Source organism: Nocardia shimofusensis NBRC 100134 (assembly GCF_001613125.1).
In the GTDB taxonomy this organism is placed as follows: Bacteria; Actinomycetota; Actinomycetes; order Mycobacteriales; family Mycobacteriaceae; genus Nocardia; species Nocardia shimofusensis.
Window position 1 is genome coordinate 12,515 of sequence record NZ_BDBT01000005.1, and the last position, 12,223, is coordinate 24,737.

Consider the following 12,223-nt stretch of genomic DNA (forward strand, 5'->3'; position numbering starts at 1 on the left):
GCCGCGCCGAGCCCTTTTGAGACATCAACCAATCTGTGTACTGTTCAGGAATGACCGTTCCCGTAACTTCCACCGGTGGCGCCCGCTCCCCCGGCCGTCCCGCGTCGGCGACCCGCGAGCAGGTCATCGCCCTCACCCGCCGGGCATTCCTCGCGGGCGAACGCGTCGACGTGCAATCCATCGCCGCCGAACTCGGCCTCAGCCGCGCCTCGGTCTATCGCTGGTTCGGCTCACGCGAAGGACTGCTCGGCGCGATGCTCGTGCAGGAGTACCAGCAGATGATCGCCAAGGCCGACGCGAAGTGCCGGGTCAAAGGCGCGCGCCGCATCGTCGAGGTGCTCGACCGGGTCGCCCGCTGGGAGGCGATGAACGAGCCGTTCCGGCGCTACTTCGAGAACGAGCCGCGCACGGGTCTGCGCATTCTCACCGCCAGCCACGGCCCGGTCCAGCCACACGCGGTCACCGCGGTCGCCGAGCTGCTGTCCCGCGTCGAACGCGAGGACGGCTTCCATCCGCCCTTGGAACGCGACCTGCTGGCCTACACTCTGGTCCGAATCGGCGAGGCCTTTCTCTACACCGACACCGCCGCGGGCATCCGCAACGACGTCGACCGGCTGCGCGAGGTGTACGCCGTGCTTCTGGGCATCGCCGCGCCCGGCGCCGATCACGATGTCACGGAGCTGCCGTAGGACCGGTGCCGCGTCCCCGTGGTTGCGTGCGGACGCACGCGAAGGTCACCGAGCCCGGGCCTGCCGGTGTCACTCGACTACGAGCACGATCAGCCCTGCCGCCGCGGCAGGTTCGTCCTCCGGCCCGGCGGGAGCACCGAACAGGGTGATCGCCCGACGCGGATCGAGCCGGTCGACGACCTCGGGCAGTGAGGGGCCGACTTGTTCGGCGCGCACCAGGCACACCTGCACCCCGGACTCGGCACGCGTGGTCTTGCGCATCTGCCCCGGACCACCGTCGAACACCAGGGCGCCCGAATCGGCGACCGCGCCCGCGCAGACCGTGACCACCGCGCCGATGCCGTCGAGATCTCCGGCCGCCGCCATCGGGCTGTCGACGACCACCCGGTTTCCCTCGGCCGCCCACGGCGCGAGCAGCGTGCCCGGCAAGCCGTCGGGGACGAGCACGCAGGTCACACCGGCGGTACTCAGCAGCTCCCGAAGAGCGGCGGGCACCTCGTCCTCACTGGTGCGCACGCCGTGGGCGCCGCCACGGGCCAGCCGGTCCAGGAATTGCGTGACGAGGCGCGTCCGGTCGGCCGGGTCCGCGAGGGCGTGCCGACCGGCGCGCGACACCGGAACCATGCGCTCGTCGTCGGGCAATTCGATCAGCAGGTCACGCACCCGGCGCAGCAAATGCTCGTCCGAACTCATCACGTCACCGTCCGGGGTGCTCGATATCCGCACCGGCGCTCGGCCATGTCTCACCTCACTGTGTCGGCGGCACGCCCCCGGTGGCACTGCTGACCACGCACACGGACAGCCCGCCACCGGGGGCTGTCCGCACCGCGCAAGGTACCCGCCCGAACCGGACGTGGCAACCATGCGAAACCGTCCTGGACCGGCCTATTCTGCGGGTATGCATCACGGCGGGACATCTTCCGGCGAAAATCGGGCAGGCACCCGGCCACCGCCGGTATCGGTCCCCGGCGATCCGCCCGCACGCAGGCGCTACCGCTCGGTGACCGCTCTCGACGAGGCAGTCACCCGTTGCCGTGCCTGCCCGCGCCTGGTCCAGTGGCGCGAACTGGTCGCGCGAACCAAGCGCGCCGCCTTCCAGGACGAAACGTACTGGGGCCGCCCGGTGGCAGGCTTCGGTCCGGACGATGCGCGCATGCTGGTCGTCGGCCTCGCCCCCGCCGCCCACGGCGGCAACCGCACCGGGCGCATGTTCACCGGCGACCGCAGCGGCGACGTGCTCTTCGCCGCCCTGCACGCCGTCGGCCTGGCCAGTCAGCCCGTCGCCGTGCACGCCGAAGACGACATGCGTCTGTTCGGCGTGCGATTGACCGCCCCGGTGCACTGCGCTCCCCCGGACAACAAACCGACGGTGACCGAGCGCGATCGCTGCCGAGGCTGGCTCGAGGCCGAACTCGACCTGCTCGCGCCGACCGCCCGCTCGGTGGTGGTCCTCGGTGCGTTCGGCTGGCAGGCGCTGCTCCCCGCGCTGGCCGGTGCGGGCTGGGCCGTCCCGCGCCCGCGCCCGAAGTTCGGCCACGGGGCCCGGGTGCGGCTGGAGCCGACCCGCCCCGACCGCGCTCCGCTGGAGCTGTTCGGTTGCTACCACGTCAGTCAGCACAACACCTTCACCGGACGGCTCACCCCCACGATGCTCGAGGACGTCCTGGCGACGGCGGGTACCGTGGCCGGTCTCGCCACCCGGCCGACGGGGTAGCCGATGCGGTTCGATCGGCGACGAAACCGTGGTCCCGGCGGCGTGGAGCGGATTTGCCGACCCCCGCGACAGGTATCGTGATTCCGTGCTGAGACGCGGCTTCACCCGCCTGATCCGCCCCGCCCTGCTGGGCGCCGCGGCCTCGCCGCGAGTCGAGCACACGGTGACCTCGATGCGGGCCACCCGGACACTGGTGGACCGTTTCGTCGCCGGCACCTCCGAGACCGACGCCCTCACCGCCGCCACCGCGCTGCTGGTCTCCGGCCGCTGGGTCACTGTCGACCACCTCGGTGAATACACCACCGACCGCGCCCAGGCCCGCGACACCGTCGAGCACTACCTGCGGCTGATCGCGGCGCTGGCCGAACTCCCGGCCGCGCGCGAGCCGGGCAATGTCCGCCCGCTGGAAGTCTCGATGAAACTGTCGGCGCTCGGCCAGGCACTGCCCGGCGACGGCGACCGGATCGCCCTCGACCACGCCCGCGAGATCTGCGCGAGCGCCACCGACATCGGTATCGCGGTCACCGTCGACGCCGAGGATCACACCACCACCGATTCCACACTGGCGATCGTGCGCGAACTGCGTGCCGAATTCCCGTCGGTGGGCACGGTGTTACAGGCCTATCTGAAACGCACCGAGGCCGATTGCCTGGAGTTCGCCGGTCCCGGTTCGCGGATCCGGTTGTGCAAGGGTGCCTACCGCGAACCGGCGTCGGTCGCCTTCCAGCGCCCGGCCGAGGTCGACGATTCCTACCTGCGCTGTCTGCGTGTGCTGATGAGCGGCAGCGGTTACCCGATGGTCGCCACCCACGATCCCGCGATGATCGACGCGGCCGGTCGATACGCCGAGGAATCCCAGCGCGGACCGGCGGATTTCGAGTTCCAGATGCTCTTCGGCATCCGCGAGGCCGAACAGTCCCGGCTGGTCGCCGCGGGCCATCGGATGCGGGTCTACGTCCCCTACGGCGACCGATGGTACGGCTATTTCATGCGCAGGCTCGCCGAACGTCCCGCGAATCTGACCTTCTTCCTGCGCGCGCTCGCCGGGCGCCGCCGCGCCTGAGCCCGCACATGCGAACGGCCGGTGCGCCGCACGAGAAGTGCGACACACCGGCCGTTGAGAGCGGTGTCAGACCGGCGCTTCGACGCGATGGAACAGGTACTCCACCAACGTGATCAGCGATTGCAGACAGGTCCCCCGATGCCGGGCATCGAGATTCGTCAGCGGAGTGTCCGGCGAGAGATCGAGGGCGTCACGCACTTCCTCGAGCGGGTAGGCGCGGGCGTCGTCGAACTGGTTGACCGCCACCGAGTACGGCACACCCCGTTCCTCGAGCACCGACAACACCTCGTCGGACTTGTCGATGCGCCGGGTGTCGACCAGTACCAGCGCGCCGAGCGCGCCGCGTGCCAATTCCTCCCACAACGGCACGAACCGCTGCTGCCCCGGCGTGCCGAACAAATACAAGGCCAACGTCGGATTCAGGGTGATACGCCCGAAATCCATCGCCACGGTGGTCTGCGTCTTACCCGGCAGACCGGCCATGTCGTCGACGCCGATACTGGCCTCGGTGATCGTTTCCTCGGTGCGCAGCGGCCTGATCTCGGAGATGCTGTTCACGAAGGTGGTCTTGCCGACACCGAAGTTGCCTGCCACCAGCAGTTTTACCGATCGGGTCACCGTCTCCGGCACATATTCGACCACACGATCAGGCCGGGAGAGCCCGGAGACCATTGAGTACCTCCTCCAACAGGGAGATCTCCGGCAACAGTTCTGCCGGAGTGGGAGTGCTGAGATTGCCGCCGTCGAGTAGATCGGACACCACGATCTTCACCACGGACGGCGGCATGTCCAGGTATGCGGCCAATTCCGCGATGGACAGGGCGCCGCGGCGACTACACAGACTCATCACCCTACGGACGTCGGGACTCGCACCGGTGGGCGTGTCGGACGCGGCCACGACCAGGGTCACCAGATCCAGGTCGCGGGTGGGTCGGGAACGACCGCCCGTGCGCACATAAGCCCGAACGAGGTCGGGGTCGCGGCGGTGCTTGCTCATGACAGGTCGCTGTCCGGCCTCTGCCGCGGCTGGCTACCGAGCTCGTGGCCTACCCGGCCCGCCAGCTCGTTCATCCGATGCGCGACCAAGCTGACATCGATGTCGTTCGTGGTCGAGACACCCAGCAGGGTGCTCTCGCCCGCGGCGGTGATGAAGATCATCCCGTCGTCGTACTCGGTCATGTTCTGGCGCACACCGCTTTCCGGGCCGCCGCAGAACTCGCCGAGCGCCTTGCCCAGCGAGCGCAGCCCGGAGGCCGCGGCCGCGAAACGCTCGGCATCGTCGCGGACGATGCCCGAGGAGTGCGCGATGCGCAGGCCGTCGTCGGAGAGCAAGACAGCGAAACGCACCCCGGGAATGCTCAGATCCTCGAGTAACCACCCCAATTTGTTGCTGCTGTCGCTAACGGCAGTATTCGTCGAGCCCATCAAGGTGTCGTCCCTTCCGTGTGGTCGGTCGCCGCTGCGCGACCGCTCTTGGAACCGGCGTGCCAGGCCGCTGCGATATCCGGTCGTCCCGGTGTCCCCTCGGCATCGGACCGGCGCGGGCGCGCACCGGCCACAGGTGCGACGGCCCTGCGCCGCCGCTTCGGCAGCCCGCCCTGAGTGATCTCATGCACGGCGAACTGCTTCTCCTCCCCTTGGTCATGACGTGGCGCCGCGACGACCGCGACCGGTTCACGTTCCGGCGCCACTTCTTCGATCACCTCGCGGATCGGCTCGTCCACCTCGGCCGAGTCGGCCGGCTTGCGCGGCTGCAGCAACGCCTCGGGGATGTACACCATGGCGCGCATACCGCCGTAGGCGTTCGGGCCGTCGATGTAGACGGTGAATCCGTAGCGCCGCGCCAGGGCCGCGATGCCGGGGAAACCGACCTTGGGCGAGGGACCGAGTTGCTGGACGTCGACGGTGCGCTCGCCCGCCAACACCTGCCTGGCCTCCTCCATCTGCTCGGAGTTCATCCGCACGCCCGCGTCGTCGACGATGATCGTGACGCCGTGATGGCCTTCCTGGAAGGTCACGTCCACGAACGAGGTCGGCGGCGAGTAGCGCAGGCCGTTGTCCAGCAGCGTCGCCATGGTGTGCACCAGCGGCTCGACCGCGCGGCTGATGACGACGCGGTCGGACTGGTTGGCCCGCACCCGCAGGTAGTCGCGGACGCGCCCGGTGGCGCCGCCGACGATGTCGGTGAGCACCTGGGCGGGCCAGCGCCTGCCGGGCAGACCGCCACAGACGATCACGTAGGACTGCGCCTGGCGGATCATCTGCTGCACGGTGTGATCGATATGGGTCAGCGTGGCGTATACGTCGTCGCCCCGATGCTGGCGCAGCGCCATGCTGACCACCTGGCTGACATCCGCGCCCAGACTGACCACCGCGGTGCCGAAGGAGCGCACCGCGCCGTTGGTCGCCTCGCGGGCGGAGGCGCGCACCGCGGCCTCCGCCTCGGCGACCGCCTGTCTGGTGCGCGTGTCGGCCTCGGCGCTCACCCGGTCGGTCGTCTCGACCTGCACCAGGCGCAACCCGTCGGCGTATCGCTCACCGGTCCAGTTCAGCACCTGCGCGAAACGCGAGTCCTGCAGTGTCACGGGAACTTCGACGTTCACGCTCGGGGTCTCTCCACGCCGCACCGCATCGGTGATCGACGGGACGGTCTGCGAGGCGAAGCGCTCCAGCGCCTCGTCACGCGCGTTCTGCTCACGAGTGAGCTCCGCGACGCGGGCGCGTTCCTTTCGGATCGCGAGCGTGGCGTACACGGCCACCGCCAAGACCAGGACGGGGGCCAGAATCCACGGAAGTAATACGGCGATATCCAAATTCATCAGTTCTCTCGTCATGAACGGCTACGAGCCTGCACCCGGAAAAAGCACGTCACGGTCCGCCTGTCGACCCCCAGCCTGCGACCACAGAACTCGTTGTGCCTTTCCTCGGGATTTTCCGACCTGTAGTACTCGATCGGTTCGTTTCCTGTCGAAAGGTGGCCGGTTCGAAGCGGCACAGCCGGTCCGAAGCGACATGGAGGCTCACCGCTCACCTCACAATGCCTGCGGGACAGGTGATCCGGAACGCACGATCACCGTCCGGACGCAGCATCCGATCGAACCGGAACCCGACGACGCGCCCACATTAGCAGCATTACGGCAAGGTCTCGACGTAACCTGATGACAGCCAGGCGAATTACGCCCACCCGCACCGCCGGCCGTCGAAAAACGCCAGCTCCACGCCTCGCCCGGCGTCTGCACCCCCAGACGCGGGCGTCCGCGCACGCCCGCGACGCGCCGGACCCGCACCCTCGGAGCCGTCCAGGCGGCCACCCCAGCAACCTACTCGGCGGTAACGGAAATACGATTTGCGCAATCGGCATTTCGATGGCATCGCGCAGCGCGGACGAAAACGACCTGCCCGCCCCGTCGGCGACGGGGCGGGCAGGTCGTCAATGCCGTCCGGCGTGATACGCCGGTGATCGTCAGCTCTGCTGCTGCGTGACCTCGATCTCGAGGGTCAGGGTGATCTTGTCGCCGATCACCACCCCGCCGTCGGGCAGCGGCATGTCGATATCGAGACCGAACTCACGACGGCTCACCGTCGTGGACGCCTCGAAACCGGCGACCGGACCGTGGCCCATTCCCGGGTTCACGCCGAGAAATTCGACTTTCAGCGAAACCGGCTCGGGCTTGCCCAGGATGGTGAGCTCACCGTCGACCACGAAATCCTCACCATCGACCCGGAACCCGGTCGAGACGAACGTCATCTCCGGAAAGTCCTCGGCATGGAAGAAGTCCGCCGAACGCAGGTGCGCGTCGCGCTGCTCGTTGTCGGTGGTCAGCGAGTTCACCCGGATGGCGGCTTCGGCCGAGGCGGAGCCGTCCTCGCCGATGACGAGCTTGCCGTCGAAATCGCTGAACCGGCCGCGCACCTTGCTCACCATCAGGTGGCGAACGCTGAAGCCGACGGTGGAGTGCGCCGGGTCGATGACCCAGGTGCCCGCGGTGAGTCCCTTGGCGGTGGTGTTGGCGGTCATAGCTGTTTCCTCCTGTGAGCGATCGATCTTCGGTGGGTTATCGGGGGCTTCGGTGGGTTATCGGGGGCGGATCGGGTCGATGCGGCCGGGTCACGCACGCAGGGCCGCGGTGCCGTTCCGCGCTGCGAGCAGTGAGGCGTGCGTCGGCGCGTCGGGCACGTGCGCGGGCCGCCGGGCGGCGAATTCCCTGCGCAGCACCGGCACGACGTGTTCGCCGAGCAGGTCCAGTTGTTCCAGAACCGTCTTCAGCGGCAGGCCGGCGTGATCCATGAGGAACAGCTGACGCTGGTAGTCGCCGAAGGTCTCGCGGAAGGTGAGCGTCTTGTCGATCACCTGCTGCGGGCTGCCGACGGTCAGCGGGGTCTGCTCGGTGAACTCCTCGAGCGAAGGTCCGTGACCGTATACCGGCGCGTTGTCGAAGTAGGGCCGGAACTCCCGCACCGCGTCCTGGGAGTTGTGACGCATGAACACCTGGCCGCCGAGTCCGACGACGGCCTGATCCGCGGAGCCGTGGCCGTGGTGTTCGTAGCGCTGCCGATACAACTCGATCAGCCGCTGGAAGTGTTCCTTGGGCCAGAAGATGTTGTTGGCGAAGAAGCCGTCACCGTAGAACGCGGCCTGCTCGGCGATCTCCGGGCTGCGGATCGAGCCGTGCCAGACGAACGGCGGCACACCGTCGAGCGGGCGCGGGGTCGAGGTGAACGACTGCAACGGGGTGCGGAAGCGACCTTCCCAGTTCACCACGTCCTCGCGCCAGAGCCGGTGCAGCAGCTGGTAGTTCTCGACGGCCAGCGCGATGCCGTCGCGGATGTCCTTGCCGAACCAGGGATAGACCGGCCCGGTGTTGCCGCGGCCGAGCATCAGGTCGACGCGGCCGTCGGCCAGGTGCTGCAGCATCGCGAAGTCCTCGGCGATCTTCACCGGATCGTTGGTGGTGATCAGGGTCGTCGCGGTGGACAGGTGGATGCGCTCGGTGGTAGCCGCGATGTAACCGAGCATGGTGGTCGGCGAGGAGGGCACGAACGGCGGGTTGTGATGCTCGCCGGTGGCGAAGACGTCCAGGCCCACTTCCTCGGCCTTCTGCGCGATCCGCACCATGGCCTTGATCCGCTCGCCCTCGCCGGGGGTCCGGCCCGCCGTCGGGTCGGTGGTGACATCTCCGACCGAGAAGATTCCGAACTGCACGGGGACTCCTGTGGCTTGTTGGTTGACTTGGCAACCATATCAACCGCAGGGCAGGCCCGTCTATTCCCCGGAAACGACGATCGCCGGCCACGGCGTACTGCCGTGGCCGGCGATGGCCGGGAGAGCTGCGCGCTCAGTGCACCATGAGCGCCGGATCGGAGTCCTTGACCACGGGCCGTGTCCGCGGCAGGAAGTACGCCGGGACCAGGGTCAGCACGGCGAACACCAGAGCCACCAGATAGGTGTTGCTGAACGCGTCGGCGGCGGCGGCCGGTCCGGGCGGCCCGGCGGAGGTCACCCGATCGGCGATCTCATTGGACAGCACCACCGACATGATGGCGGTTCCGATCGAACCGGCGCTCTGGTTGATGATGTTCATCAACGTGGAGCCGCGCGCCACCTGCTGGTGGGTCAGCGTCTGGATCGCGGCGGTCATGGTCGGCATCATCGTGCAGCCCATGCCCAGGCCCATCACGAACAGCGCGGCGCACATGGCCACGTAATTCGTCGTGTCGGTCAACTGGATGAAGAAGACCATGGAGACCGAGATGATCGCCAGACCCGTCATCACGATCTTGCCCGGGCCCATGCGATCGACGAGCCTGCCCGCGATCGGCATGGTGAGCATCGCGCCGATGCCCTGCGGCGCCATCAGCAGACCCGCCGCCATCGCGGACTCACCGCGCACCTGCTGCAGGTAACTCGGCAGCAGCAGACCGGAGCCGAAGAAGGCGATGGCGAACATCGTCATCGTCAGCACCGCGAAGGTCAGCGCCCGGTTCTTGAACAGCGACAGGTCGATGAGCGGATGGGTGGTCCGCAGTGCGTGCAGGACGAACCCGACCAGCAGCGCCACACCGATGACGACCGGGATGATCACCTTCTTGTCGGCGAAGGTGCCGACCTCGGGAATGGTGGACACGCCGTAGAGGAACAGCGCCAGACCCGGCGAGGCCAGCAGCATGCCGAGGAAGTCGAAGGATTCGCTCGGTTCGGGGCGGTCCGGGGGCAGCACGATCGCGGCCGCCGTCAGCGCCACCACGCCGATGGGCAGGTTGATCAGGAAGATCCAGTGCCAGCTGAACGCGTCGATCAGCCAGCCGCCCAGAATCGGCCCGCCGATCGGGCCGAGCAGCATCGGCACGCCGAGCACCGCCATGACCTGACCGATCCGCTGCGGGCCCGCCGCGTGGGTCATGATCGTCATGCCCAACGGCATCAGCATGCCGCCGCCGAGTCCCTGGATGATCCGGAAGGCGATCAGTGATTCGATGCTCCACGCGACGCTGCACAGCAGCGAGCCGAGGACGAACAGAACAAGCGCGGTCAGATAGAGCCGCTTGGTGCCGAACCGGTCGGCGGCCCAGCCGGTGAGAGGGATGACGGTGGCCAGCGCCAGCGTGTATCCGGTCATCGTCCACGCGGCAATGGCGTAGGTGGTCTCGAATTCCGTGATGAACGTCGGGAGCGCGACGGTCACGACGGTCACGTCGAGAATCGACATGATCGCGCCGATCACGACGACGCCCGCGATCTTCAGCACGCCCTTGTCGAGCTTGTCCGAAGTGGAGCCGGGCGAAGCCGCCGGCGTATGTGGAGGTTCTGTCACCGCTTAAGAGTGCCATGTCACATCGGGAACAACCACAGGGGTGCCCGCTCGAACGCATCGCCCGCGCGCGGCCGCCGGAATTGCCCGTTGTTCGCATGCCGGGCGAGCAGAAGCGCTTCCACACCGCCGACCGCCCGCTCCCGCCGGTTGCTCGCCGGAAACCCCGGCCGCCGCACGTGGGCTACCTGCGGTTTCTTTTCCGAAAAGCTTGCGCTGGTGGGGGTTTCGGAGCGGACAATGGCCGAGGACCGTGATGCCGGTCCGTCGCCGGGGGACACGCACTTCGTCTTTCCCTGGCGTTCCTGCCCGTACGCAACACGTAAGGGAAACACGATGAGATTCCGTCGATTCGCCGCACCCGCCCTGCTCGCCGTCGGGGCCACCGTCCTGGCCACGGGCACCGCACACGCCGCACCCGCCACACCGCCCGACGTCTCCGTGCACGGCGTCGAACAGGGCATCGGCTACACCGTGGGCCCGAACGAGGACGGCAGCGCCCTGGTCACCACGCTCTATTCCGGCGCGTTCCGGATCGCCGGGGGCGTCATCCTCCTCACCGACGCGGCGGGTCAGGCCGTCAGCGCCTTCCCGACCGCCGTGAACGTCGACGGCGCGACCGTCGGCCTGTCCCCCAGCCTGGCCGACAACGGTCGCACGCTGCTGCTCACCCCCGTGAACGCCCCGGCGGCGAGCGAACGCCTGGCGAGCTTCGTCGACGAGGACGCGACGCTGGCCCGTAAGCAGCACAACGCGGTCGTCGGCGCACTGGTCGGCGCGGGCATCGGCGCGGTGCTGGGGTTCTTCCTCGGTGGCGTCGGAGCACTGATCACTGTCCCGATCGGTGCGGGCATCGGCGCGCTCATCGGGTTCTCGACTCCCTGATCAGGACGAGCAGGGCAACCGGTCGAGCCTGCCACTGCCGGTCCCGGCATCCCGATCGCGGGGAGGCGACGATCCGGGAGCGGCACGAGTCCGCGGGAGTCCGCCGTGTCCCAGCTCGACGCTGGGCACGGCGGGCTCACCGCCACGCCCCCTGCTCCCGGCGGTGGCCGACTCAGCTGGGCGGCACCCGTCGATCCGCCTGATCCATCCGTTCACGAACCGTCTGCCGCGCAGGCGGACTCGAGCACCGGCGGAGTGTTCATCGGCGCTGTCACGGAATTCGCCCGGTCGATGTACTCGTCGTTGGCGAGGTGATACGCCTCGCCGAGATCGTCGAGCGCGCGCCGCCACCATTCCTCCGCCATCGCACCGTGCGGCCCGCGGCTCACAGCCAGCAGCGCCGCCGTGGCGTGGGCCGAGCGGGCCGCCGCGGCGAGCAGCACCGGGGCCGGATCCAGGGCCGCCGCGCCCGCCAGGACCCCGATCTGATCGTGCAGCAGGCGAGCCTCGAAACACGCCTGCTCGGTCGGGTTCTCGCCGAGCCTGGCGAGGGCTCCCGACGGCGTCGGCTCGTGACCTTCCGCCATCATCCGGCACAGTTCCCCGGAGACCACCCGGTGGAGCAGCCCGACGAGATCGGCTTGTTCGTCGGCCGCTCCTCGATGCGCCGCCACCGCCCCGCTCGTATCCACCCGCAGGATCGCCAGCACCGCCCGCAGTTGCGCGATGGTCACCACGACCGTGTCCTCCCTGTCAGCCCACGTTTGCCATGCACCGAACCACACCGTCTACGAACGCGGCCTCAACGTAGCCAAGTCGGCCCGCGCTGTCCAGACCGCACCCCCCGCGAGCCGTCCACGCGCCCTTCGTCGCCACGCCCGCACGCCCGTCGTCAGCGAATATCATTGCGGGCGAGATCTGCTCGCCACTCGTCGAGCGGCCGTGCCATCACCGCCACTACCGGCTGCCGATTTCCCTGAGGCCGGGCGCAGCACACCGATCCCGCTCGGCACCCCAGGCCGCGGCGGCACAGCAGGTCCCCCGCCGGCGGCCCGTTCTCCGC

At 68.7% G+C, this 12,223-nt stretch carries 13 protein-coding genes; 4 read left to right on the forward strand and 9 right to left on the reverse strand.

The window, feature by feature from the left end; genetic code table 11:
* Nucleotides 1-50: 50 nt before the first annotated feature.
* A complete protein-coding gene (locus tag NS3_RS07025; protein WP_067855524.1) occupies nt 51-689 on the forward strand; it encodes a TetR/AcrR family transcriptional regulator in 639 nt (212 codons plus the stop codon).
* Nucleotides 690-758: 69 nt separating this feature from the next.
* Here the strand turns inward: NS3_RS07025 and NS3_RS07030 are convergent, their stop codons facing one another.
* A complete protein-coding gene (locus NS3_RS07030) occupies nt 759-1,382 on the reverse strand; it encodes an LUD domain-containing protein (protein ID WP_067855527.1) in 624 nt (207 codons plus the stop codon).
* Nucleotides 1,383-1,587: 205 nt separating this feature from the next.
* Here NS3_RS07030 and NS3_RS07035 point away from each other — a divergent pair, with 205 nt between their 5' ends.
* Nucleotides 1,588-2,403: a uracil-DNA glycosylase gene (locus NS3_RS07035; protein WP_084495132.1), complete on the forward strand. Its 816-nt coding sequence runs from the start codon at nt 1,588-1,590 to the stop codon at nt 2,401-2,403.
* A gap of 88 nt (nt 2,404-2,491) precedes the next feature.
* Complete coding sequence (locus NS3_RS07040; RefSeq protein ID WP_067856175.1) at nt 2,492-3,466, forward strand: proline dehydrogenase family protein; 975 nt, start codon at nt 2,492-2,494, stop codon at nt 3,464-3,466.
* A 66-nt stretch (nt 3,467-3,532) separates the two neighbouring features.
* Here NS3_RS07040 and NS3_RS07045 read toward each other — a convergent pair whose 3' ends face one another.
* The 7 genes from NS3_RS07045 to NS3_RS07075 form a co-directional block, all read right to left on the reverse strand.
* Nucleotides 3,533-4,138 carry a GTP-binding protein gene (locus tag NS3_RS07045; protein ID WP_067855532.1) on the reverse strand — a complete coding sequence of 202 codons (606 nt, stop codon included), beginning with the start codon at nt 4,136-4,138 and terminating at the stop codon, nt 3,533-3,535.
* Nucleotides 4,113-4,463: a DUF742 domain-containing protein gene (locus NS3_RS07050; RefSeq protein WP_067855535.1), complete on the reverse strand. Its 351-nt coding sequence runs from the start codon at nt 4,461-4,463 to the stop codon at nt 4,113-4,115. The genes NS3_RS07045 and NS3_RS07050 overlap by 26 nt, the downstream gene beginning before the upstream one ends.
* A complete protein-coding gene (locus tag NS3_RS07055; protein ID WP_067855538.1) occupies nt 4,460-4,891 on the reverse strand; it encodes a roadblock/LC7 domain-containing protein in 432 nt (143 codons plus the stop codon). The genes NS3_RS07050 and NS3_RS07055 overlap by 4 nt, the downstream gene beginning before the upstream one ends.
* Nucleotides 4,891-6,285: an ATP-binding protein gene (locus tag NS3_RS07060; protein WP_067855541.1), complete on the reverse strand. Its 1,395-nt coding sequence runs from the start codon at nt 6,283-6,285 to the stop codon at nt 4,891-4,893. The genes NS3_RS07055 and NS3_RS07060 overlap by 1 nt, the downstream gene beginning before the upstream one ends.
* A gap of 644 nt (nt 6,286-6,929) precedes the next feature.
* The gene (locus NS3_RS07065) at nt 6,930-7,484 is read right to left on the reverse strand and encodes a YceI family protein (protein ID WP_067855544.1); all 555 of its coding nucleotides are present in this window, start codon (nt 7,482-7,484) and stop codon (nt 6,930-6,932) included.
* A 90-nt stretch (nt 7,485-7,574) separates the two neighbouring features.
* Complete coding sequence (locus NS3_RS07070) at nt 7,575-8,669, reverse strand: LLM class flavin-dependent oxidoreductase (RefSeq protein WP_067855547.1); 1,095 nt, start codon at nt 8,667-8,669, stop codon at nt 7,575-7,577.
* 133 nt (nt 8,670-8,802) lie between these two features.
* Nucleotides 8,803-10,278 carry a DHA2 family efflux MFS transporter permease subunit gene (locus NS3_RS07075; RefSeq protein ID WP_067855550.1) on the reverse strand — a complete coding sequence of 492 codons (1,476 nt, stop codon included), beginning with the start codon at nt 10,276-10,278 and terminating at the stop codon, nt 8,803-8,805.
* 333 nt (nt 10,279-10,611) lie between these two features.
* Between NS3_RS07075 and NS3_RS07080 the strand changes: the two genes are divergently transcribed.
* Complete coding sequence (locus tag NS3_RS07080; RefSeq protein WP_067855553.1) at nt 10,612-11,160, forward strand: DUF8020 domain-containing protein; 549 nt, start codon at nt 10,612-10,614, stop codon at nt 11,158-11,160.
* 212 nt (nt 11,161-11,372) lie between these two features.
* Here the strand turns inward: NS3_RS07080 and NS3_RS07085 are convergent, their stop codons facing one another.
* A complete protein-coding gene (locus NS3_RS07085) occupies nt 11,373-11,897 on the reverse strand; it encodes a hypothetical protein (protein ID WP_067855556.1) in 525 nt (174 codons plus the stop codon).
* Between the last annotated feature and the right edge of the window lie 326 nt (nt 11,898-12,223).